This window comes from Paraburkholderia phosphatilytica (assembly GCF_003443895.1).
Lineage (GTDB): Bacteria > Pseudomonadota > Gammaproteobacteria > Burkholderiales > Burkholderiaceae > Paraburkholderia > Paraburkholderia phosphatilytica.
The window spans coordinates 131329-153659 of sequence record NZ_QQOA01000003.1; the positions used below are offsets into that span (position 1 = coordinate 131329).

Annotated in this window: 17 protein-coding genes; 7 read left to right on the top strand and 10 right to left on the bottom strand. The window is 65.5% G+C overall.

Features of this window, described 5'->3' with window-relative positions; all coding sequences use genetic code 11:
- Positions 1 to 221: 221 nt before the first annotated feature.
- From DVS29_RS04175 to DVS29_RS04190, 4 genes are all read left to right on the top strand, one after another.
- A complete protein-coding gene (locus DVS29_RS04175; RefSeq protein WP_118179178.1) occupies positions 222 to 1025 on the top strand; it encodes an inositol monophosphatase family protein in 804 nt (267 codons plus the stop codon).
- 273 nt (positions 1026 to 1298) lie between these two features.
- On the top strand, positions 1299 to 2594 hold the full coding sequence (lplT, locus tag DVS29_RS04180; protein ID WP_118179371.1) for a lysophospholipid transporter LplT: 1296 nt from the start codon (positions 1299 to 1301) through the stop codon (positions 2592 to 2594).
- A 99-nt stretch (positions 2595 to 2693) separates the two neighbouring features.
- A complete protein-coding gene (gene mutS, locus DVS29_RS04185) occupies positions 2694 to 5390 on the top strand; it encodes a DNA mismatch repair protein MutS (RefSeq protein ID WP_118179179.1) in 2697 nt (898 codons plus the stop codon).
- The gene (locus tag DVS29_RS04190; RefSeq protein ID WP_240655454.1) at positions 5356 to 6819 is read left to right on the top strand and encodes a hypothetical protein; all 1464 of its coding nucleotides are present in this window, start codon (positions 5356 to 5358) and stop codon (positions 6817 to 6819) included. The genes mutS and DVS29_RS04190 overlap by 35 nt, the downstream gene beginning before the upstream one ends.
- Here DVS29_RS04190 and DVS29_RS04195 read toward each other — a convergent pair.
- Complete coding sequence (locus tag DVS29_RS04195) at positions 6799 to 7338, bottom strand: FKBP-type peptidyl-prolyl cis-trans isomerase (protein ID WP_118179180.1); 540 nt, start codon at positions 7336 to 7338, stop codon at positions 6799 to 6801. The two genes, DVS29_RS04190 and DVS29_RS04195, sit on opposite strands and share 21 nt — an antisense overlap.
- A 32-nt stretch (positions 7339 to 7370) precedes the next feature.
- Here DVS29_RS04195 and DVS29_RS04200 point away from each other — a divergent pair, with 32 nt between their 5' ends.
- Both DVS29_RS04200 and DVS29_RS37750 read left to right on the top strand, forming a co-directional pair.
- Positions 7371 to 8690 (top strand): JmjC domain-containing protein, encoded by a 1320-nt coding sequence (locus DVS29_RS04200; RefSeq protein WP_118179181.1) that lies wholly within the window; start codon positions 7371 to 7373, stop codon positions 8688 to 8690.
- A gap of 252 nt (positions 8691 to 8942) precedes the next feature.
- Entirely contained in the window at positions 8943 to 9227 is a 285-nt protein-coding gene (locus DVS29_RS37750; RefSeq protein ID WP_118179183.1) for a hypothetical protein, read from the top strand.
- Between the two features lie 159 nt (positions 9228 to 9386).
- Here the strand turns inward: DVS29_RS37750 and DVS29_RS04215 are convergent, their stop codons facing one another.
- From DVS29_RS04215 to DVS29_RS04225, 3 genes are all read right to left on the bottom strand, one after another.
- A complete protein-coding gene (locus DVS29_RS04215) occupies positions 9387 to 11696 on the bottom strand; it encodes a DNA repair helicase YoaA (protein ID WP_118179184.1) in 2310 nt (769 codons plus the stop codon).
- A gap of 61 nt (positions 11697 to 11757) precedes the next feature.
- Complete coding sequence (locus DVS29_RS04220; RefSeq protein WP_118179185.1) at positions 11758 to 11976, bottom strand: DUF465 domain-containing protein; 219 nt, start codon at positions 11974 to 11976, stop codon at positions 11758 to 11760.
- 75 nt (positions 11977 to 12051) lie between these two features.
- Entirely contained in the window at positions 12052 to 13062 is a 1011-nt protein-coding gene (locus tag DVS29_RS04225) for a hypothetical protein (protein WP_240655456.1), read from the bottom strand.
- Positions 13063 to 13206: 144 nt separating this feature from the next.
- Here DVS29_RS04225 and DVS29_RS04230 point away from each other — a divergent pair, with 144 nt between their 5' ends.
- The gene (locus DVS29_RS04230; RefSeq protein ID WP_118179186.1) at positions 13207 to 15561 is read left to right on the top strand and encodes a Tex family protein; all 2355 of its coding nucleotides are present in this window, start codon (positions 13207 to 13209) and stop codon (positions 15559 to 15561) included.
- 133 nt (positions 15562 to 15694) lie between these two features.
- Here DVS29_RS04230 and DVS29_RS04235 read toward each other — a convergent pair whose 3' ends face one another.
- From DVS29_RS04235 to hflC, 6 genes are all read right to left on the bottom strand, one after another.
- The gene (locus DVS29_RS04235) at positions 15695 to 17581 is read right to left on the bottom strand and encodes a potassium transporter Kup (RefSeq protein ID WP_118179187.1); all 1887 of its coding nucleotides are present in this window, start codon (positions 17579 to 17581) and stop codon (positions 15695 to 15697) included.
- Positions 17582 to 17774: 193 nt separating this feature from the next.
- Positions 17775 to 18365: a phosphoribosyltransferase gene (locus DVS29_RS04240; protein ID WP_118179188.1), complete on the bottom strand. Its 591-nt coding sequence runs from the start codon at positions 18363 to 18365 to the stop codon at positions 17775 to 17777.
- A 3-nt stretch (positions 18366 to 18368) separates the two neighbouring features.
- A complete protein-coding gene (locus DVS29_RS04245) occupies positions 18369 to 19715 on the bottom strand; it encodes an adenylosuccinate synthase (RefSeq protein ID WP_118179189.1) in 1347 nt (448 codons plus the stop codon).
- Between the two features lie 163 nt (positions 19716 to 19878).
- Positions 19879 to 21030: an ATP phosphoribosyltransferase regulatory subunit gene (locus tag DVS29_RS04250; RefSeq protein WP_118179190.1), complete on the bottom strand. Its 1152-nt coding sequence runs from the start codon at positions 21028 to 21030 to the stop codon at positions 19879 to 19881.
- Between the two features lie 163 nt (positions 21031 to 21193).
- Positions 21194 to 21385, bottom strand: a complete 192-nt coding sequence (locus tag DVS29_RS04255; protein ID WP_118179191.1) for a DUF2065 domain-containing protein — start codon at positions 21383 to 21385, stop codon at positions 21194 to 21196.
- 41 nt (positions 21386 to 21426) lie between these two features.
- Positions 21427 to 22329 (bottom strand): protease modulator HflC, encoded by a 903-nt coding sequence (hflC, locus tag DVS29_RS04260; protein WP_118179192.1) that lies wholly within the window; start codon positions 22327 to 22329, stop codon positions 21427 to 21429.
- Positions 22330 to 22331: the final 2 nt, after the last annotated feature.

Sequence of the window (22331 nt, forward strand, 5' to 3'; positions counted from 1 at the left end):
GTTCGGCCAACATTCGCGCTCCGCCATTGCCGCATGCCCCGTCTGACGCACGATCGCGGCGATCGCAGCCAGACTCAGGTAAAATCACGAAATTCGCGCCGCGGCGCATTGCTCTTATCCAATTCGTACTCCGTCGACGGAACGTGTGCCCGACACCGTTCCGGTGCTTTCCAGTCATCGTCCGGTTCGCCCGCAGGCTTCCGGCACAAGGATTACAGCTCATGCATCCCATGCTCAACATCGCGGTCAAGGCCGCCCGCCGCGCCGGCCAGATCATCAACCGCGCCTCCCTCGATCTCGACCTCGTCCAGGTCAGCAAGAAGCAGCACAACGATTTCGTCACGGAGGTCGACAAGGCATCGGAAGCGGCGATCATCGATACGCTGAAGACCGCCTACCCCGATCACGCGATCCTCGCGGAAGAATCGGGCAAGTCGGACAACGACTCCGAGTACCAGTGGATCATCGATCCGCTCGACGGCACCACGAATTTCATCCACGGCTTCCAGTACTACTGCGTGTCGATTGCGCTCGTACACCGGGGCATCGTCACGCAGGGCGTCGTCTACGATCCCACCCGCAACGACCTGTACACCGCGTCGCGCGGCCGCGGCGCGTTCCTGAACGACCGCCGCATCCGCGTCGGCCGCCGCGATCGTCTCGCCGATGGCCTGATCGGCACGGGCTTCCCGTTCCGCGAGAAGGACGGCGTCGAAGCATACGGCGAGCTCTTCGCCGACATGACGCGCGTCTGCGCCGGCCTGCGCCGCGCGGGCGCCGCCGCGCTGGACCTCGCGAACGTCGCGGCCGGCCGCATGGACGGCTTCTTCGAGCAGGGCCTGCATGCATGGGACGTCGCGGCGGGCAGCCTGCTGATCACCGAAGCCGGCGGTCTCGTCGGCAACTACACGGGCGACTCGGACTTCCTGCACGTCGGCGAGATCGTCGCCGCGAATCCGAAGATCTATGCGCAGATGGTGCCGGTCCTCACGCGCCACAGCCGCACGCGGCAACCGTCGGCGTAAGCGCGCAGACGCGCACCGCCGTTCGACGGCTCCGCGCGAAACCGCGCGGCAGTCCATGTAGTCGAACAGCATCGAAAGCGGCCTGAGCCACGGCTCCGGCCGCTTTTTCATTGCCGCCCGCCGCTTTGACCACGAACTGCCCGCGAGCCCGCGCCCCCCGGGCGTCCGCGCCGGAATCTGCGCAACCCGCGCGGTTCGTGGTAAAAGCGGCAGAACGTCATCCGCGCCGGATGCCCCTTCACGCCATGCATGCGCATGACGCTCGACCGCCTCATGAAACCTGGCTTCTATACGATCATCGCCGCGCAGTTCGTGTCGTCGCTCGCCGACAACGCGCTGCTGATCGCCGCGATCGCGATCCTGTCGGTGATCCATTCGTCGCCGTGGGTGACGCCGCTGCTGCAGATCTTCTTCACGATCTCGTACGTGCTGCTCGCACCGTTCGTCGGCGCGTTCGCCGACGCGATGCAGAAGCGCCACGTGATGTTCGTCTCGAACGCGCTGAAGGCAGGCGGCTGCCTGATGATGATCATGGGCGTGCATCCGATGATCGCGTACGGCGTGGTCGGCTTCGGCGCGGCCGCATATTCTCCGGCGAAGTACGGCATTCTCACCGAGCTGCTGCCGCCCGCGCAGCTCGTCAAGGCGAACGCGTGGCTCGAGTCGGCCACGGTGCTGTCGACGATCGTCGGCACGATGCTCGGCGGCGCGCTGATCAGCACGGTCGCGAGCCATATCGTTGCGCGTCTGCATCTGCCCATCATCCACACCGCCGCGGACCTCGCGATGCTCGCGGTGATGATTACCTATGCGGCGGCCGCGGCGATCAACATCTGGATTCCCGATACGGGCGCGCGCTACGAGAACCGGCTGAAGGAGCCGGGCAAGCTGGTCGGCGAATTCGCGAACTGCTTCCACGTGCTGTGGATGGACAAGCTCGCACAGATCGCACTGTGGGTCACGACGCTGATGTGGGGCGGCGCGGTCACGATGCAGCTGCTCGTGCTCAAATGGGCTGACGCGAATCTCGGCCTGTCGCTCTCCAAGGCCGCGGTGATGCAGGGCGTGACGGGCATCGGCATCGCAGTGGGCGCGTCAGCAGCGGCCGCATGGGTGCCGTTGCGCAGCGGCCTCAAGGTGCTGCCGATCGGCATCCTCACCGGCGCAGTCGCCGTCGCGATGTCGTTCTACAGCAAGGGACTTTTTCCCGCTGGATCGGGTATCCGCGTCGGTCCGCTGTTCGCACCGTTCTACATCGTGTTCGCGTACCCGCTGATGATCATTCTCGGCTCGCTGTCGGGCTTTTTCATCGTGCCGATGAACGCGGTGCTGCAGCATCGCGGCGCGACGCTGCTCTCGGCCGGCCACTCGATCGCGGTGCAGAACTTCAACCAGAATCTCGCCGTGCTGCTGATGCTTGGCGCCTACGCGATCCTGCTCACGGCGAAGATACCCGTGCAGTGGATCATCGTCGTGTTCGGCAGCTTCATCACCGTGATGATGTGGCTCGCGAAGCGGCGCCGCGCCGCGAACGAACGCAGCGTCGATATGCACGCGATGGTGGAGTAGCGTTGCGTCGATGCGTTTTTGACCATCCGGCCGACTTCACGGCACCTATGGGCGGGTTAAACTCACGCCCTGAGCACAGGAAACCGCAGGACAACGAGGATGGCTACACACACCGCGCCGGCCGGCGACATCGCGCAACACACGCCCATGATGCAGCAGTACCTGCGCATCAAGGGAGAGCATCCGGGCACGCTCGTGTTCTACCGGATGGGCGACTTCTACGAGCTCTTCTTCGAAGACGCCGAGAAGGCCGCGCGCCTGCTCGACCTGACCCTCACGCAGCGCGGCGCGTCCGCGGGCACGCCGATCAAGATGGCGGGCGTGCCGCATCATGCAGTCGAGCAATATCTCGCGAAGCTCGTGAAGCTCGGCGAATCCGTCGCGATCTGCGAACAGATCGGCGACCCGGCCACGTCGAAAGGTCCGGTCGAACGCAAGGTCGTGCGCGTCGTCACGCCGGGCACGCTGACCGACGCGGCGCTGCTGTCGGACAAGAGCGACGTCTATCTGCTCGCGCTCTGCGCCGCGCACAACCGCCGCGGCGTCGCGACCCATGTCGGCCTCGCGTGGCTCAATCTTGCCAGCGGCGCATTGCGGCTTGCGGAGGTCGCGCCGGACCAGGTCGCGGCCGCGCTCGAACGCATCCATCCCGCTGAAATCCTGATCGCGGACGCACCCGCGGATGCGTCGAACTGGACCCCGCCCGCGAACAGCGGCGCGCTCACGCGCGTGCCGGTGTGGCACTTCGACATCGCATCCGGCGCGCAGCGTCTGTGCGACCAGCTGGAAGTGGCGAGCCTCGACGGCTTCGGCGCGCATTCGCTGACGGCCGCGTGCGGCGCCGCGGGCGCGCTGCTGCAATACGCGGCTTCCACACAAGGGCAACAGCTGCGGCACGTGCGCAGCCTGAAGGTCGAAACGGAATCGGAGTACATCGGGCTCGATCCGGCCACGCGCCGCAATCTGGAACTGACGGAAACGCTGCGCGGCACCGAGTCGCCTACGCTCTGTTCGCTGCTCGACACGTGCTGCACGACGATGGGCAGCCGTCTGCTGCGCCACTGGCTGCACCATCCGCCGCGCGATGCCGCGGTCGCGCAGGCTCGCCAGCAATCGATCGGCGCGCTGCTCGACGCCACCGGCGACGCAAGCCTCGACGCACTGCGTGGCGCGCTGCGGCAGATCTCCGACGTGGAGCGCATCACCGGCCGTCTCGCGCTGCTGTCGGCGCGCCCGCGCGACCTGTCGAGCCTGCGCGACACGTTCGCCGCGCTGCCGGCGCTGCGCGCGCGCGTGGCCGAAAGCGCGCAGGGTGCGCAAACGCTGTCGCGCATCGAAGCCGCGCTCGAACCACCCGCCGGCTGTGCGGATCTGCTCGCGCGCGCCGTAGCCGAAGAACCGGCGGCGATGGTCCGCGACGGCGGCGTGATCGCGCGCGGCTACGACGCCGACCTCGACGAATTGCGCGATATTTCGGAGAACTGCGGACAGTTCCTGCTCGACCTCGAAACGCGCGAGCGCACGCGCACCGGCATCAACAACCTGCGCGTCGAATACAACAAGGTGCACGGCTTCTATATCGAAGTGACGCGCGGCCAGACCGACAAGGTGCCCGACGACTATCGCCGCCGTCAGACGCTGAAGAACGCCGAGCGTTACATCACGCCCGAGCTGAAGACGTTCGAAGACAAGGCGCTGTCCGCGCAGGAACGCGCACTGGCCCGCGAACGCGCGCTGTACGACGCGCTGCTGCAGTCGCTGCTGCCGTTCATCGCCGACTGCCAGCGCATCGCGATGGCGCTCGCGGAGCTCGATCTGCTCGCCGCATTCGCGGAACGGGCCCGCGCGCTCGACTGGGTTTCGCCGTCGTTTTCCGATACGCCTGGCGTCGAAATCGAGCAAGGACGGCATCCTGTGGTCGAGGCGCAGGTCGAGCAGTTCATTGCGAACAACTGCACGCTCGGCAGCGAACGCAAGCTGTTGCTCATCACCGGCCCGAACATGGGCGGCAAGTCGACCTTCATGCGGCAGACCGCGCTGATCGCGCTGATGGCGTACGTCGGCAGCTATGTGCCAGCGAAGCATGCGCGCTTCGGTCCGATCGACCGCATCTTCACGCGCATCGGCGCCGCGGACGATCTCGCCGGCGGCCGCTCCACCTTCATGGTCGAGATGACCGAAGCGGCGTCGATCCTCAACGACGCGACCGCGCAGAGTCTGGTGCTGATGGACGAGATCGGTCGCGGCACGTCGACCTTCGACGGCCTCGCGCTCGCGTGGGCAATCGCGCGGCATCTGCTGTCGCACAACCAGTGTCACACGCTGTTCGCGACGCACTACTTCGAGCTCACGCAGCTGCCGCTCGAATTCGCGCAGGCGGCCAACGTGCACCTGTCCGCCGTCGAGCACGGACACGGCATCGTGTTCCTGCATGCCGTCGACGAAGGCCCCGCGAGCCAGAGTTACGGTCTGCAGGTCGCGCAGCTCGCGGGCGTGCCGTCGCCAGTGATCCGCGCGGCGCGCAAGCATCTGACGCTGCTCGAGCAGCAGTCGGCCGCGCAGCCGTCTTCGCAGCTCGATCTGTTTGCCGCAGCCGCTCACGCGATCGTCGAAGATGCCGACGATGATGACGCGGCAGCGGAGCTCGCCGCTGGCTCAGCTCACCACGATCCCGCGACACTCGCGGTGCTCGACAAACTCCGCGCGATCGACCCGAACGATCTGCGGCCGCGCGACGCGCTCGATCTGCTGTACGAACTGCATGAGCTGGCTGCGTCGCTGGACAGCGAGCGCTAGGCCGCGCGACGCGCAGCCGCGTGACGTCCGCGTCTGCCGGGCGCGCGGCGTTGCACGCTGGCACGCGTACTCACACGCGCACGCGCGTGCCAGCGTGCTGCTGGCCACGTTGGCGCTCGGTATCGCTTCGCTGGCTCCGGTCGCAGCGCACGCGCAATCGCCGCGCTTTTCGTTCGCGGTCGTCAGCGACACCATGCAAAGCCCCACCGACGAAGCGCCCACAGTCCGCCTGCTCGATGCGATCAGTCGTGAGCGTGCATTGTCGTTCGTCGTGTACGACGGCAACCTGAAGGGCGCGAAGGAAGCCTGCCGCGATTCGCTGTACGAGAACCGGCAGACGGTGCTGGAAACGTCGAAGGCGCCGCTGTTCTTCGTGCCCGGCGGACATGACTGGGCCGACTGCGGCACCGCACAGGCAGGCGGCTACGATCCGGTCGAACGGCTCGACCAGTTGCGCCAGACGCTATTGAGCGATCCGACGTCGCTCGGCCAGAATCCGCTGCCGCTCACGCGCGAGAGCGAGGTATCGCGCTTTCGCCCGTATCGCGAGAACGTGCGATGGCTGACAGGCGACACGGTATTCATCGGGCTCAACGTGCCGGGGCCGAACAACCACTATCTGTATGGCGGCGGCCGCAACGGCGAGTTCGAGGATCGCGTGATCGCGAACGCTTTCTGGCTTGACCATGCGGCCGAGTTCGCGCGCCGCCGCAGCGCGCATGCGGTCGTGATCTTCATGCAGGCCGACCCCGACCCGGAACGCTACGAACGGCCTGAACGTTTCGCATGGCTACGTTTCGCGCGCAACGAACATCGCGATGGTTTTCTCGAACTGAAGCGAAGTCTGGTGAAGCTCGCGGAGACGTTTCGCGGACCGGTGCTGCTGATTCACGCGGCAGACACACCGATTCCAGGCGGCTTCCGGATCGATCAGCCACTGCGCAACGACAAGGGGATTCGGGTCGACAACCTGACGCGCATCGAGATCGCGCCGCGTGACCGTTTGAACCAGTGGATACAGATCGATGCGGACATGGTGAAACGTCCGCCGTTTCGCGTGAGCGTGCGCGATGTGCCGAAGCGGCTGCCAATGCCGCCCTCGCCCACCACGCCGCCGAATATGGAACCGGCACCGTCGATGCCGGAGGTACCGACCTTGCCGCCAGCATCCGAGCTGGCGCCGGTACCGCATGAGACCGGACCGGGCGCGCCGCCGGCGTTTGATGGACAGCGCAACGGAATGCCGGGCACGCTGCCTTCGTCATCGCCTGTTGCGCCGGTGTCGCCATCTTCGTCAGGTCAACTGTCGGCACCGCCGCAGTCGCCTCAACTACCACCCGACTTGCCGCCCATCCTGCCGACAACCCCAACACCAACGCCAGCCTCGCCGGCGTCGGCCGCGGCGGGTTCAGTGCAGCGTGGGCCGTGACGAATCGTCGTCTTCGTCCTCGTCTTCATCGGCGATTTCGAGGCCTTCCGCGCCATGCGCGTGCTCGTGCTCGATTTCGTCGTCCGTCGCGGCACGCACTTCCTTCACAGTCAACGCAAAACGCAGCGCCATGCCGGCGAGCGGATGATTGCCATCCAGCACCACCTTGTCTTCCGCGACATCGGTGACCGTGTAGATGAGCGAATCGAGATCTTCGTCGCCTTCCTCAGGCGTGCCTTCGAACTGCATGCCGATCTCGAGCGGTTCGGGAAACCGGTTACGCGGTTCGATCTTCACAAGCTCCGGGTCGTACTCGCCGAACGCATCTTGCGGCTCGAGCTGAATCTGGGTCTGGAAGCCGGGCTCATGGCCGTCGAGCTCTTCCTCGATCTTGGGGAACGTGCCATCATAGCCGCCGTGCAGATAGACCATCGGCTCGTCGCTTTCCTCGATCAGATTGCCCTGGGCATCCGACAGCTTGTAAGCGACCGACACGACGGTGTTCTTTGCGATTTTCATTCGACTCTCCAGAATACAACGCTCATTATACGATGCCGACGCGGCCCAAAGCCCTTCCGTCCGGCCAAGGCTTGACCGGACCTTCCTCTGCCGTCGCGCCATCGCCGTCCTCTCCGCCCTCTCCTGTTTCGCCGGACAAGACGACTGCATTGCTCGGGCATCTCACACCGTCGCAATTCATGCGCCGATATTGGCAGAAAAAGCCCTTGCTTATCCGCCAGGCGATTCCCGATATCGAGGCACCGCTCGGTCGCGACGAACTGTTCGAGCTCGCTGCCGACGACGCGGTCGAATCGCGTCTCGTCACGCACTTCCGTCAGCGCTGGCAGATGGAGCATGGGCCATTCGCGGCGGATAAACTTCCATCGCCCGGCAAGCGCGCGTGGACGCTGCTCGTGCAGGGTGTCGATCTGCACGACGACCGCGCGCGTGCGCTGCTCGACCGCTTCCGTTTCGTGCCCGACGCGCGGCTCGACGATCTGATGATTTCGTACGCGACCGACGGCGGCGGCGTCGGTCCGCACTTCGACTCGTACGATGTGTTTTTGCTGCAGGTGCACGGCAAGCGCCGCTGGAGGATTGGCCGGCAGCGCGATCTGTCGTTGCGCGCTGACCTGCCGTTGAAAGTTTTACAGCACTTCGAGCCCGAAGAAGAGTGGGTGCTGGAGCCCGGCGACATGCTCTATCTGCCTCCGCATATCGCGCATGACGGCATCGCCGAGGGCGAATGCATGACCTGCTCGATTGGCTTTCGCGCGCCATCCGAAGCGGAATTGTCAGCGCAATTCCTCTACTATCTGGCCGAGCGCGGCGAAGCATCGAAGCCGCGCGATGCGCTCTACCGCGATCCGAAGCAGGAAGCCGTCAGTCTCCCCGCGCAGTTGCCCGGCGCGCTGATCGAACGGGTTGGCTCGATACTTGCGAGCGTCACGTGGGGTAGCCGCGACATCGCTGCGTTTCTCGGGGCATATCTGAGCGAGCCGAAGCCGAGCGTGTTCTTCGAGCCGCCCGCGAAACCGCTGAACGAAGCGCAGTTTATCCGCCGTGCATCGCAACATGGGGTACGCCTGGATCGCAGGACAAATCTGTTGTACGACACGCGCAACCTCTATATCAACGGTGAGGAAGAGCGCTGGTCGGAAGTGGGAAATGCAGCGAAGAAATGGCTGTCGGAACTAGCTGATCGACGGTTTCTCGATGCGAAACGCTTTGTAACACTATCTGACGAATGGTCGGTGACAGCCTTGCTACACGAGTGGTATCGTGCGGGCTGGATACAGGTCGGGCCTCCGGCCGGCAAGCCTGAGCACGCTTCCAAGGGGTCTCGGGAAGGCGTTGCAAAGGCTGGCTAGAGCCGCCGCGCCGCGTTAGGATAAGGGTTGCGGCAAGCCGTATCGTAAGGTGAAATTTTGTTTGGGAAACACAACGTATTGACCCGCATTTGTCGACGGTCAGTATGAAAGTGCATATAATTTCCGCCCAAGCCGTAGGGAAGATTCACGCTCATGAAGTGCATCTCCACCAGCGGCCCAGGTCGGTGTTGGAGCACATTACCGGTATTATTTTGCGCTGTTGCTTACCTTTAACCATAAAAGGACGTGATCATGAAGAAATCCCTCCTCGTAGCATCCCTGTTGGCAGCCGTGGCACTGGCCGCATGCAACAAGAGCAGCGACCAGTCGGCCGCTCCGGCGGCTAGCGATGCAACGGCTGCTTCGGCACCGGCTGCTGCTGCGTCGGATTCGGCAGCGGCTGCATCGGGCGCTGCTGCTGCTGCGAGCGACGCTGCTGCTTCGGCCTCGACCGCTGCTTCGGATGCTGGCGCTGCTGCTTCGGACGCTTCGGCGTCGGCAGCTACGGCTGCTCCGGCTTCGGGCGCAAGCCAGTAAGCTGCATCAGCCGCTGTACCGGAAAGCCGGCTGGCTTTCCGGACGGCACAAGGCAAAACGCCACGGATTCATTCCGTGGCGTTTTGCTTTTGGGTTTCGTATTTTCAGGCTTTCGCTTTTAGCAGGCTTTCGATTTCGTTAGCATCATACGATCCGCGTTTAGCGGTGAACCTCATCCTCAGGCGGCATAGCCGCTTCTTCGAAGAACGCGCGCACCACGTCGATCTCCCGCGTCCGCTTGAACGGCGGCAGGCTTTGCCAGATGCGACGCCCATACGGTTTATCCACGAGCCGCGTATCGCAGATCATCAGCACGCCGCGATCGGTCTCCGCGCGAATCAGACGCCCAGCGCCCTGCTTCAACGTGATGACAGCCTGTGGCAACTGATGCACGGCAAACGGACTAAGCCCTTTCTTCGTCAGCGCATCGAGACGCGCGGCGAGTACCGGGTCATCGGGCGGCGCGAACGGCAGCTTGTCGATCACGACGAGCGACAGTGCATCGCCGCGCACGTCAACGCCTTCCCAGAAGCTCTGGCTGCCAACCAGAATCGCATTGCCATACGCGCGGAAGCGTTCGAGCAGTTCGGTGCGGCTCGCATCGCCCTGCACGAGCAGCGGATAACCCCAGCCGCGCGACTCGATCGCATCGCGCAGTTTCGTCGCAATGCGATCCACCGCGCGCAGCGTCGTGCACAGCATGAACACGCCGCCGCCCGATGCTTCGATCGCGGGCAACGCCGCATCGAACACGGCGTCGGTGAACGTCGGCGACGACGGCTGCGGCAGATTGCGCGGCACGTATAGCAGACCTTGCGTGCCGTAGTCGAACGGACTGGGCAGCGTCATCGAGCGGCGCGCATTGAGACCCATCTGCGCGGCGTAGTGCGTGAAGTCGCCCCGCACCGACAGCGTCGCCGACGTAAAGATCCACGCGCGCGGCACGCCGGCGCGTTGCTTCGAGAAGATCGGCGCGACGGACAAAGGTGTCTCGTGCAACTGAACAGTATGCGAGAACACTTCGACCCAACGCACCTTCTCGTTCGGGTCGCCCTGCGCCGCGGCCGTGGCTGCCGCATCGCCGTCGGGCGTGGCCGCTTCGCGCTCGACAGCCGTCGGCGGCGTGGTCCAGCCGGCGAGGATGTCCTGCAGCTCGCGCGCGCGGCGCTGGCACGCGCCGATCGACTCCGCGCGTTCGGCCTGCCCCGCGAGCGTGGTCGAGATCGCAGCCAGTTCTTTCTCGAGCACGTCGAGCGCGTCGAACAGCGGATGATCGTCGGGCAACTGACCGACCGACACGCGCAGCACGTCTTCCTTGAACGCGAGGCGCACGTCGCGCGCGGCACGTTCGAGCGATGCGCCGAGCTTCACCCAGTCCGCGGCATCGCGCGCATGACCGAGACCTTCGGCAACCGAGTCACGCGCAAGCTCCAGGAACTGCGCGGTCGAAAGCGTCTCGCCGAAGAACAGCGTCGCAGTCTCCGGCAACTGATGCGCTTCGTCAAAGATCACGGTGTTCGCCGTGGGCAGCAGTTCGGCCATGCCTGTGTCGCGCAGCATGATGTCCGCGAAGAACAGATGGTGATTGACGACGACGATGTCGGCCTGCTGCGCCTCGCGACGCGCCTGCATCACGAAGCAGTCCTTGTAATGCGGACACTCCTGGCCCAGGCAGTTGTCGCGCGTGGACGTGACCATCGACCACACCGCCGCCGTCTCCGGTACGCTCGCGAGTTCGGCCTTGTCGCCGGTGCGGGTGATCTTCGCGAAGCGCACGATCTCCTGCAGATACGACGTTTCCTGTCGCGACGGCAGACGGCCGTTGTCGGCCGTGCGCTGCAGATAGTAGTGGCACAGGTAGTTCGCGCGGCCCTTCAGCATCGCGACCGTGACCGGCACCGCGAGCGCGTCGCGAACCGTCGGAATGTCGCGCTGAAACAGCTGATCCTGCAGGTGCTTGGTGCCGGTCGAGACGACCACCTTGCCGCCCCACAGCATCGCGGGCACGAGGTAAGCATAGGTCTTGCCGGTGCCGGTGCCGGCCTCCACGATCAGCGTGTTCTCGCCAGCATCCGCGGCTGAGGCCCCGTCCTGTGCTGCTTCCGCGCCCGCGCCGCCGCTCGCTTCGCCTGCGCCTTGCAGACGGCGTGCCGGGCGGCGCTGCGCTTCGAACATCGCGGGCTCGGGCAGCGCCTTGCCGGAGGCCTCCATTGCGGCTGCGACAGCACGCGCCATCTCGATCTGCGACGCACGCGACCGGTAGCCGTCGATCTGCCGCGCGAGCAGCCCGTTCGCGGCGAAGATGTCGTCGAGTTCGGCGATGCGTTTGGGGTTCAGCGTGGGCGCGTCTGCGCCCCGGCGCGCGCCTGCGGCAGCCGGGCCGGCTGACGAGGACGCGGACGAAGAAGCGCCGACGCTCGCGCCGTCGTCGCCGGACACGCGGGAAGAAGAAACATGCGGTGAATTCAAGGCAAGCGATTCCTGCAAAATCCGGACCGCGCGCAGCGTCGGCGCCTGCCACGCCGCGAGCTCAGTTCCGCGCGTCCGGTTCCAGCTGCAACTGCAGCAGGATGATGGTGTCCTTGACCTTGAGCTTGCGCTTTTTCAGGCGCTGCAGCTCGAGGTCGTCGAAGCCGGGCTCGTCCGACATTCTGTCGATCAACCGGTCGAGCCCACTGTGCTCCGACTCCAGTTGCAGGATCCGGTCGCGAAGTGTGTTCGCGTCGACGGCGTGACGGGGGTCGCGCATGCTCGCCTCCTCTTGAGAGCGGCAAGACCGCCAACGGGCAGGCCCGCCTGAGGTTGCTGTCCGGCAAAAAACCCGTTACTGATTCTGCTGTTGCTGTTGTTGCTGCTGCTTTTGCTGCTCGTCCTGCTGCTGTTTCTGGGCGGCCTTCTCGGCAGCCTGCTTCTGGCGCTCCTCGACGTCGGCCTTGTGCTGCGCGGCGTCCGCCTGCTTGCGCGCGTAGCTCTGCTGCTTCTCGACGCGCTCCTGCGCCTTCTGCTGCCCCTGCGCCTGCGCCTCTGCGAGCCGGCGCTGGTAGTCCGACTGCTTCTGATCGTACGCCTGCTGGTTCGCCGCCCGCTGCGGCGCACGGTCCCCGCGCTGCGTCTCGTCAATCGCATGTTGCTGCTGCTTCTGCTCGTACTGCTGCTCGTTGGCGGCACGCTGCGGCGCTTCGGCCGCGCGCTGCGCCTGATCGATCGCGTGTTGTTGCTGCTTCTGGTCGTACTGCTGCTGGTTGCGTGCTTCGTCCGCGGCGCGCTGCGGCGCCTGCGCCTCGTCCTGCGCGCGCTGCAACGCGAGCTGCTGGTCGCGCTGCAGCGCGTGCGCGGCGCGTTTTTCGTCGTCGAGCCCGAGCTGTTCCTTCCGAATGTCGGCCTGCACGGTGCGCATCGAGTCGCGCGCCTTGCCGAGGCAGTGATTCACGAAGAATTTGCTGTAGCAGTTGTGCTGCGCGACGCCATACTGGTAGTTGTTCTCCGCCGTGCGGCGATCGAGCGCCGCCTGCCGCGTATCGAACTGGTGATCGATATCCGTCGATGCGACGTCGCCATTCGCGGTCAGGCCCGAGGCCGCGATGACCGGCGTCGCCGACGATGCACCGGCAGGTGTCCGCGTGCTGCCCTGCGGTTGCGGTTGCGTTTGCGTTTGCGGCTGCGATTGAAGCTGAGAGGCGCCGCCCGATGCATCCTGCGCGAAGACCGCCGGCGACACGGCGAGCGACAGTGCGGCGGCAACGATCGCGAACGGGCCGCGCGCGAAAGGCCGCGCGAGACGGAAATCAGCTAAGAAACGGGAGGTCGACAACGTCGTGGATGAGCGGCTGGACATGCCCGAAATTCTAACATCCCGCGCTTGAACGTCCCGGCATTTATGGCAAAATGCCCCGCTTCGGCAACCCGGCCGCGAGCGGCGCGTCGCGCTTTGGACACGCCGCCGGGGCCTGATCCAGTCTGGCAGGAACCTGAACACGTTATGACGGAAACCGTAGCACTCAAGATCGTCCAGCGCATCGCCACCGAACTGGCCGTGCAACCGCGCCAGGTCGCCGCGGCCGTGCAGCTCCTCGACGAAGGCTCGACCGTGCCGTTCATCGCGCGCTACCGCAAGGAAGTCACGGGCAATCTCGACGACACGCAGCTGCGCACGCTCGAAGAGCGGCTTCTCTACCTGCGCGAGCTGGAAGACCGCCGCGCCGCGATCATCGCGAGCATCGACGAGCAGGGCAAGCTCACCGGTGAACTGCGCGCCGCGATCGAAGCCGCCGACAGCAAGCAGGTGCTCGAAGACCTGTATCTGCCTTACAAGCCGAAGCGCCGCACGCGCGCGCAGATCGCCCGCGAAGCCGGCCTGCAGCCGCTCGCCGATGCGCTGCTCGCCAATCCGCTGCTCGACCCGCAGACCGAAGCAGCGCGGTACGTCGATGCCGAGAAGGGCGTCGCGGACGTGAAGGCGGCGCTCGACGGCGCGCGCGACATCCTCTCCGAGCAGTTCGGCGAGACCGCGGAACTGCTCGGCAAGCTGCGCGATTACCTGCAGAACCAGGGCGTCGTGTCTTCGGCTGTCGTGGAAGGCAAGGAAGGCGAAGAAGGCGAGAAATTCCGCGACTATTACGACTACTCGGAAACCATCAAGACCGTGCCGTCGCACCGCGCGCTCGCGCTCTTCCGCGGCCGAAACGCGGGTGTGCTGACGGTGAAGCTGGGGCTCGGCGAAGAGCTCGACGCGCAGGCGCCGCATCCGGGCGAAGCGATGATCGCGCGCCACTTCGCCATCGCGAACCAGGGGCGGCCGGCGGACAAGTGGCTCTCCGACGTCTGCCGCTGGTGCTGGCGCGTGAAGGTGCAGCCGCACCTCGAAAACGAATTGCTGACGAACCTGCGCGACACCGCCGAAACCGAGGCGATCCGCGTGTTCGCGCGCAACCTGAAGGACCTGCTGCTCGCGGCGCCGGCCGGCCCGAAGGCGGTGATCGGTCTCGACCCGGGCCTCCGTACCGGGGTGAAGGTTGCAGTCGTCGATCGCACCGGCAAGCTGCTCGCGACCGATACGATCTACCCGCACGAGCCGCGCCGCGACTGGGACGGCTCGCTCGCGAAGCTCGCGCGCATCGCCGCGCAGACCCGGGCCGAGCTGATCAGCATCGGCAACGGCACGGCATCGCGCGAAACGGACAAGCTCGCGAGCGAACTGATCGCGAAGCATCCGGAGCTTAAGCTGCAGAAGATCGTCGTGTCCGAAGCCGGTGCGTCGGTTTATTCGGCGTCAGAACTGGCGGCGAAGGAATTTCCGGAACTGGACGTGTCGCTGCGCGGCGCGGTGTCGATCGCGCGGCGTCTGCAGGATCCGCTCGCTGAACTCGTCAAGATCGAACCGAAGGCGATCGGCGTCGGCCAGTACCAGCACGACGTGAACCAGCGCGAACTCGCGCGCTCGCTCGACGCAGTGGTCGAAGACTGCGTGAACGCGGTCGGCGTCGACGCGAACACCGCATCGGTCGCGCTGCTCGCGCGCGTGTCGGGTCTCAACGCGACGCTTGCGCGCAATATCGTCGATTTCCGCGACGCGAACGGTCCGTTCCCGTCGCGCGAGCATCTGCGCAAGGTGCCACGTCTCGGCGACAAGACCTTCGAGCAGGCGGCCGGCTTCCTGCGCATCAATGGCGGCGAGAATCCGCTCGACCGCTCGTCGGTGCACCCTGAGGCATATCCGGTCGTCGAACGGATTCTCGCGAAGGTCAAGCGCGCGATCGGCGATGTGCTCGGCAGCCGCGATGCGCTCGCGGGCCTGTCGCCCACCGAATTCGTCGACGAGCGCTTCGGTCTGCCGACCGTGCGCGACATTCTCGGCGAACTTGAGAAGCCGGGCCGCGATCCGCGTCCGGAGTTCAAGACGGCGACGTTCCGCGAAGGTGTCGAGAAGATTTCGGACCTCGCGCCAGGCATGGTGCTCGAAGGCGTGGTCACGAACGTCGCGGCGTTCGGCGCGTTCGTCGATATCGGCGTGCATCAGGATGGTCTCGTGCACGTGTCCGCAATGTCGACGAAGTTCATCAAGGACCCCCACGAAGTCGTGAAAGCCGGCCAGATCGTCAAGGTGAAGGTGCAGGAGGTCGACGTGAAGCGCCAGCGCATTTCGCTGACGATGCGCCTCGATGACGATTTCGCGGGCGGTGGGCCGCGGGCTGGTGGCGGCGCCGGCACGGGTTCGCAGCAGGACCGCGGCGGACGCTCGGGCGGCAGCGGCCGCGGCTACCAGCCGCAGCGTTCGCGCGATCCGGAACCGGCCGGCGCAATGGCCGCGGCGTTTGCAAAGCTCAAGCAGCGCTGATTCGTAGCGCGCCAAGGTTCGGGCGCGACACGCCCGAACCACGCCACAAAAGCAAAAAGCCCACGTAAAAAAGTGGGCTTTCTGCTTGCGTCGACCTATCGCGCGCGCTCGAAGGCGCGATTCGATCCCGCCATCAGATCTCGATCTTCGTGCCGAGTTCGACCACTCGGTTCGCCGGAATGCTGAAGAAATCGGTCGGCTTCGCGGCGTTCTGGTGCATCCACGCGAACACGCGCTCGCGCCACACCGACATGCCCGGCAACTGCGTCGGCACCACCGTTTCTCGCGCGAGGAAGAACGACGTGTCCATCATCTCGAAGGTCATATCGTGCGTGCGGCCGACGTCGAGCAGCACCGCCTTCACGTCGGGCGTTTCATTGAAGCCGTAGGCCGCCTTCACGAGATACAACCCGCCGCCGATCTCCTTCACCGTCACGCGGTCCGCGTCGTTCACATACGGAATGTCCAGTGTGCGGAAGGTCAGGAAAATCGTGCGCTCGTGCAGCACCTTGTTGTGCTTCAGGTTGTGCAGCAGGCTCACCGGCACGAGCGTGTCGCTGCCGGTCAGATAGATTGCCGTGCCCGACACGCGATGCGGCGGATGCGCGAGCAGCCCCTGCAGGAACGGCATCAGCGGAATACCGTCGGCGGCGGTGCGCTCCTTCACGATCATGCGCCCCTTGAACCACGTCATCAGCAGGAAGAACAGCAGCGCGCCGATGCACAGCGGCAGCCATCCGCCCTCCTCGACCTTCAGCAGGTTCGCGCCGAAGAAGCCGACGTCGACGATCATGAACGCGGTGATGATCAGCGCAACGCCGATCTTGTTCCACTTCCACACCTTCACCATCACGACGGCCGCGAGGATCGTGGTGATCACCATCGTCGCCGTCACCGCTATGCCGTAGGCCGCCGCGAGGTTGTCGGAGCTCTTGAACGCGATCGCGATGCACAGGATGATGAAGAGCAGCATCCAGTTCACGACCGGCACGTAGATCTGCCCGATCGACAGCTCCGACGTGTGCAGCACCTTCATGCGCGGCACGTAGCCGAGCTGGATCGCCTGGCTCGTCAGCGAATACGCGCCGGAGATCACCGCCTGTGACGCGATCACGGTGGCCACCGTCGACAGCACGACGAGCGGCAGCAGCGCCCAGTCCGGCGCGAGCAGGAAGAACGGGTTTGCGATCGCGCGATGGTCATGCATCAGAAGCGCGCCCTGGCCGAAGTAGTTGAGCACCAGCGACGGCATCACGAGCGTGTACCACGCGCAACGGATCGGCTTCGCGCCGAAGTGCCCCATGTCGGCGTAGAGCGCCTCCGCACCCGTCAGCACCAGCACGACCGAGCCGAGCACGACGTAGGCCTGCAGCAGATGCGCGCCCATGAAGCTGTATGCGTAGTACGGATTGAGCGCGGCGATCACACCGGGCTCGCGCACGATGTGCCCGGCACCGAGCACCGCGAGCACGATGAACCACAGGATCATGATCGGACCGAACAGCCGGCCCACCGTCGCGGTGCCGTGCCGCTGGATCCAGAACAGCACGACCAGGATGACAATGGTGAGCGGCAGCACGAGATGCGCGAGCTTCGGCGCCGCGATCTCGAGACCTTCGACCGCGGAGATAACCGAGATCGCGGGTGTGATGACCGCGTCGCCATAGAACATGCACGCGCCAAAGATGCCGAGCATGGTCAGCAGGCCCGCGGCCTTCGTCTTCGGATCGAACGAGCGCAGCGACAGCGCCATCAGCGCGAGCACGCCGCCCTCGCCGTTGTTGTCCGCTCGCATCACGAAGAGCACGTACTTGATGCCCACCACGATGACGATCGCCCAGAACAGCAGCGAGATCACGCCGAGAATGGATGCATTGGTCAACGGGATGCCGTGCGACGGACTGAAGGCTTCGTGCAGCGAATACAGCGGGCTCGTGCCGATGTCGCCGAATACGACGCCGATGGCGGCGATCGAGAGAGAGATGAGAGGCTGCTTGTGCTCGTGATGAGTGTCGGTCATAAAGCGTGAAATCCGTCCTCGCGGAAAACGAGCGCTATTCTAAACCCGGATTACAACCAGCCTTCCGCTGTTGTGGGGACACCACGCTGTAATGCCGCGATGCCTCTGCAAACAGAAACGGAGCCACGAAGGGCTCCGTTCATCATCGTGCAACGATATGACGCAACTACGGACGCCACCGCGCCCGAAGCGCTCAGGCGCCCGGCGTCGTCTGGTCCTGCGCGGTGCCGCGCTTGATCCATGCGCCCAGGTTGTGCGGGCGCACCGTGTCCCACTCCTCGAACGGCTGATGGATCCATGGATTCGTCGGCAGATGCTGCACGTAGTAGTCAGGCTTGACCTTTGAGCACGCCTTGTACCAGAGCACCGCGGAACGCACCGAGGTGACCGCCGGATAGCGGTCCTTCAGGTGCTGCTGCACGCGCGCGAGCGTCACGCCCGAGTCGACCAGATCGTCGACGAGCAGCACGTTGCCGGACAGTTCGCCGCGCGTCATCGTGATGTACTGCGCGATGTCGAGGTCGCCCTGCTCCGTGCCGGCCGCTTCCCGATACGAACTCGTCGCGAGGATCGCGAGCGGCAGGTCGTAGATGCGCGACAGTTGATCGCCCACGCGCAGACCGCCGCGCGCAAGGCACAGGATCTGGTCGAACTTCCAGCGCGACTCATGCACGGCGAGCGCCAGCAGCTCGATCAGACGGTGATACTCATCCCAGCCGACCCACAGGTTGCGGTCGTCGTTGCGCGGGTCTTTCATCGCGATCATGGGAACACCCTGTGTCATCGATCAAACCTTGAACGGGTGGCGCAGCAGAATGGTCTCGTCGCGGTCCGGACCGGTCGACACCATGTCGATCGGCACGCCGGCCACTTCCTGCACGCGCGACAGATACGCCTGCGCGTTGGCCGGCAGCCTGTCCCATTCCTTGATGCCGATGGTGCTTTCCTTCCAGCCGCCGAACGTCTCGTACACCGGTTCGCAGCGCGCGACTTCCGATGCGCCGCGCGGCAGGATGTCCACCGACTTGCCGTCGATCGTGTAGCCGGTGCACAGCTGCACTTCGTCGAGACCGTCGAGCACGTCGAGCTTCGTGATGCACAGGCCCGACACGCCGTTGATCTGGATCGAACGGCGCAGCGCGGCCGCGTCCAGCCAGCCGGTGCGGCGCGGACGGCCTGTGACCGAGCCGAATTCCTTGCCAACTGTGGCGAGCGTCAGACCGACGTCTTCCTGGCGTTGCGGGTTGTCCGCGTCGTACAGCTCGCTCGGGAACGGACCCGCGCCGACGCGGGTGCAGTACGCCTTCGTGATGCCGAGGATGTAGTCGAGCTTCTGCGGACCGACGCCCGCGCCCGCCGTGGCGGCACCCGCGACGCAGTTGCTCGACGTGACGAACGGATAGGTGCCGTGGTCGATGTCGAGCAGCGTGCCCTGCGCGCCTTCGAACAGCAGGTTGCGGCCTTCGTGGTTCTCGTCGTAGAGGCGGCGCGACACGTCCGTCACCATCGGTGCGAGACGGTCGGCATAACTCAGCATCGTGTCGAGCGTCTGCTGGAAGTCGACCGCGGCCGCGCCCAGGTACTGCGTCAGCACGAAGTTGTGGAAATCGAGGTTGTCGCGCAGGCGTTCGGCGAAAGCCTTCGGCTCGAACAGATCCTGCACGCGCAGACCGCGGCGGCCGACCTTGTCTTCGTACGCCGGACCGATGCCGCGGCCCGTCGTGCCGATCTTGCCGGCGCCGCGGCGCGCTTCGCGCGCAAGGTCGATCGCGACGTGGTACGGGAGGATCAGTGTGGCGGCTTCGGACACGAACAGACGCTTCTGCACGTCGATGCCCGCGCCTTCGAGTTCGCCGATTTCCTTGAAGAGCGCTTCGGGCGACAGCACGACACCGTTACCGATGTAGCACGCAACGCCAGGACGCATGATGCCCGACGGGATCAGCCGGAGGATGGTTTTCTTGCCGCCGATGATCAGCGTGTGGCCGGCGTTGTGACCGCCCTGGAAACGCACGACGCCATGGGCGTGGTCCGTCAGCCAGTCTACGATCTTGCCTTTGCCTTCATCGCCCCACTGGGTGCCCACGACGACGACGTTGCGCCCGGGATTCACATTCACTGCGCTGGCAGACATGGTGTTTCGTTAGCTGGTTAAAAACGCATTTTACCTGGGTTCGCGGCCGGATTCGAATTTTTCCGTTTCCGCTCAACGGTATGCGCGGTTTTCGGGATACGGGAAGACAGCTCGGACCGACTGTGCTAGCGGCCTGCGCGCGCTTCCCGCGCGTCGTCACGCGTCAGGGCCGTGCTTCGACGACCCACGCGCCGTTGCGCTCGACCAGCACGCGGTCGCACGCGAATTCGTCCAGATCGTGGTCATGGCCGGGCAGCGCCTGGATCACGATCTCGCCCGCGTCGCGCAGCGCGACGACCGCCGCGCGCAACGCGTCGTCGTGCTGCCACGGCGCGAGGATCGCGCTGCTGCGCGCTTCGACCGGCGAGATCCGCGCAACTTCTCGCAGATCGAGCGAGAAGCCGGTTGCGGCACGGGCCCGGCCGTATGCCTGGCCGACGTGATCGTAACGGCCGCCGCGCGCGACCGCATTCGGCACGCCGTCCACGTACGCAGAGAACATCACGCCGCTGTGATACGCATAGCCGCGCAGATCGGCGAGATCGATCATCACTTCGGCGCTGTCCACCTGGCTTGCGAGGAACGCGAGGTCGTCGAGCGCGCGGCCGATCGCGGGGGTGGCCGGCAGGCGCGCGCGCGCCTCCGTCAGGATCGATGCGTCGCCGTAGAGCGACGGCAGCGCACGCAGCGCGGCGCGAACCTGCGGCGCGAGCGGCTCGGTCAATTCGGCGAGGCGCGGCACGTCCTTGCCGGCCAACGCGTCATACAGCGCTTCACCAAGGGCCGACGCGGTGGCATCGCCGTCGATCAACGCGGCGAGCACGCCCGCGTGGCACAGATCGAGACGGACCTTGCCGAGGCCAGCAAGATGCAGCGTGTCGAGCAGCAGCTGCTGGATTTCCAGATCGGCCTCGAGTCCCGCATGGCCATAGATTTCAGCGCCGATCTGCACCTGTTCGCGCGTAGCGTGCAGGCCGCGCGGACGCGTGTGCAGCACGTTGCCCGCGTAGCACAGGCGCGTCACGCCCTGGCGGTTCAGCAGATGCGCGTCGATGCGCGCGACCTGCGGCGTGATGTCCGCGCGCAGGCCCAGCGTGCGGCCCGACAGCTGGTCGACGAGCTTGAAGGTGCGCAGGTTCAGATCGGTGCCGCCGCTCGTCAGCAGCGACTCGAGGTACTCGAGCAACGGCGGCATCACCATCTCATAGCCATACGAACGGAAGCGGTCGAGGAGCCGACGGCGCAGCTCTTCGATCTTGCGCGCCTCGGACGGCAGCACGTCGGCAATATTCTCGGGGAGTAACCAGGTCGACATCGATACAGTCCTACGACGTTGTACGCGGCGCGCGGCGGCGCCTGAGAAGATAACAGCATTCGTTCATGATGCCGGCCACACAGGCCGGCGGCCGTCGGTCCGGTCGGTCGCGCTGAACTGCCTGACGTGACGCGGCGTGGTTACCGCACACGGCGAAGCCCGTTCAGGTCGCGATCAGCAGCAGCACCAGCCCGAGTACCATCACGATCAGCCCGCCGATGCGGATATGGTGCACCGGCCGTTCGGCGATTCTACGAAACGTGTCGCGCCAGGCGCTGGGAAAGACGAAGGGAAACATCCCTTCGATGATCAGCATCAACGCGATCGCGAGCAGTAATGAACCAGCAATGTCCATGCGAGAAAGGCGCCGCGATGCATTGCCGCGGCGCGCCCTTGTCAGTGTTTCCGCGGTGTCTCGGGGGCGGCCGGCGGTGTGGTATCGCCAGCCGGATTGCGCATGAAGCGGAAGAAGTCGCTGCTCGAGTCGACGACGATCACGTCGCCCGGCTTGAAGCTGTCCCGGTATGCCTGCATGCTCTGATAGAACTGGTAGAACTGCGGATCGCGGCCGTACGCCTCTGCCGCGATCGCCGCCGCCTTCGCGTCGCCATCGCCCTTGATCGACTGCGCCTGGTCGTAGGCGTCCGCGAGTTGCGCCTGCTGCTGGCGGTCGGCGTCGGCCTTGATCTGCTCGGCCTCCGACGTGCCCTTCGCGCGCTCCTGCGCGGCGATCTGTTCGCGTGCCGCGATCATCCGCTTGTAGACCGTGTCGGCCATCGCCGGCGGAAAATCGACACGTGACAGCTGCACGCCCAGCACGTCCACGCCGAGCGACGCGGCGGCCTTCTGCATGCCGTCGCGCGCATCGTTGCCGATCTGATCCTGCTTCGCCAGCGCGTCCGTGAGCGAGTCTTTCGCGAACGCATCGCCGAGCGCGTTGCGCGACAGCAGCGCGAGCCGCTCGGGCAGGCTCTGCACGTCGCCCTTCGTTTCGCCGATCAGCTTCATCGGGTCCGTCACGCGGTAACGGATGACGGGATTGACGAGCAGCTCGATCTTGTCCGACGTCGTGTAGCGGTCTTCGTCCGGCGCATCGACGGTGAGCACGCGGGTGTCAATGTAGGTGACGGTCTGCAGCGGCGCCGGCAGCTTCACGTGGAGGCCAGGGCCCGCGAGCGTGGTTTCGTCGCCGCGTCCGGACACCACAGCGACGTGGCGCTGGTCGACGATGAACACCATCGACGTGACCGCGTACAGCACCACGACAATCGCGACGACGAGCGCAATGATCTTGTTCATGT

Excerpts from the sequence above, each read along its gene's own strand:
- DVS29_RS04175 (WP_118179178.1), top strand. The coding sequence starts at position 222 with ATGCATCCCATGCTCAACATCGCGGTCAAGGCCGCCCGCCGCGCCGGC.
- lplT (WP_118179371.1), top strand. The coding sequence starts at position 1,299 with ATGAAACCTGGCTTCTATACGATCATCGCCGCGCAGTTCGTGTCGTCG.
- mutS (WP_118179179.1), top strand. The coding sequence starts at position 2,694 with ATGGCTACACACACCGCGCCGGCCGGCGACATCGCGCAACACACGCCC.
- DVS29_RS04190 (WP_240655454.1), top strand. The coding sequence starts at position 5,356 with ATGAGCTGGCTGCGTCGCTGGACAGCGAGCGCTAGGCCGCGCGACGCG.
- DVS29_RS04195 (WP_118179180.1), bottom strand. The coding sequence starts at position 7,338 with ATGAAAATCGCAAAGAACACCGTCGTGTCGGTCGCTTACAAGCTGTCG.
- DVS29_RS04200 (WP_118179181.1), top strand. The coding sequence starts at position 7,371 with ATGCCGACGCGGCCCAAAGCCCTTCCGTCCGGCCAAGGCTTGACCGGA.
- DVS29_RS37750 (WP_118179183.1), top strand. The coding sequence starts at position 8,943 with ATGAAGAAATCCCTCCTCGTAGCATCCCTGTTGGCAGCCGTGGCACTG.
- DVS29_RS04220 (WP_118179185.1), bottom strand. The coding sequence starts at position 11,976 with ATGCGCGACCCCCGTCACGCCGTCGACGCGAACACACTTCGCGACCGG.
- DVS29_RS04225 (WP_240655456.1), bottom strand. The coding sequence starts at position 13,062 with ATGTCCAGCCGCTCATCCACGACGTTGTCGACCTCCCGTTTCTTAGCT.
- DVS29_RS04230 (WP_118179186.1), top strand. The coding sequence starts at position 13,207 with ATGACGGAAACCGTAGCACTCAAGATCGTCCAGCGCATCGCCACCGAA.
- DVS29_RS04235 (WP_118179187.1), bottom strand. The coding sequence starts at position 17,581 with ATGACCGACACTCATCACGAGCACAAGCAGCCTCTCATCTCTCTCTCG.
- DVS29_RS04240 (WP_118179188.1), bottom strand. The coding sequence starts at position 18,365 with ATGACACAGGGTGTTCCCATGATCGCGATGAAAGACCCGCGCAACGAC.
- DVS29_RS04245 (WP_118179189.1), bottom strand. The coding sequence starts at position 19,715 with ATGTCTGCCAGCGCAGTGAATGTGAATCCCGGGCGCAACGTCGTCGTC.
- DVS29_RS04250 (WP_118179190.1), bottom strand. The coding sequence starts at position 21,030 with ATGTCGACCTGGTTACTCCCCGAGAATATTGCCGACGTGCTGCCGTCC.
- DVS29_RS04255 (WP_118179191.1), bottom strand. The coding sequence starts at position 21,385 with ATGGACATTGCTGGTTCATTACTGCTCGCGATCGCGTTGATGCTGATC.
- hflC (WP_118179192.1), bottom strand. The coding sequence starts at position 22,329 with ATGAACAAGATCATTGCGCTCGTCGTCGCGATTGTCGTGGTGCTGTAC.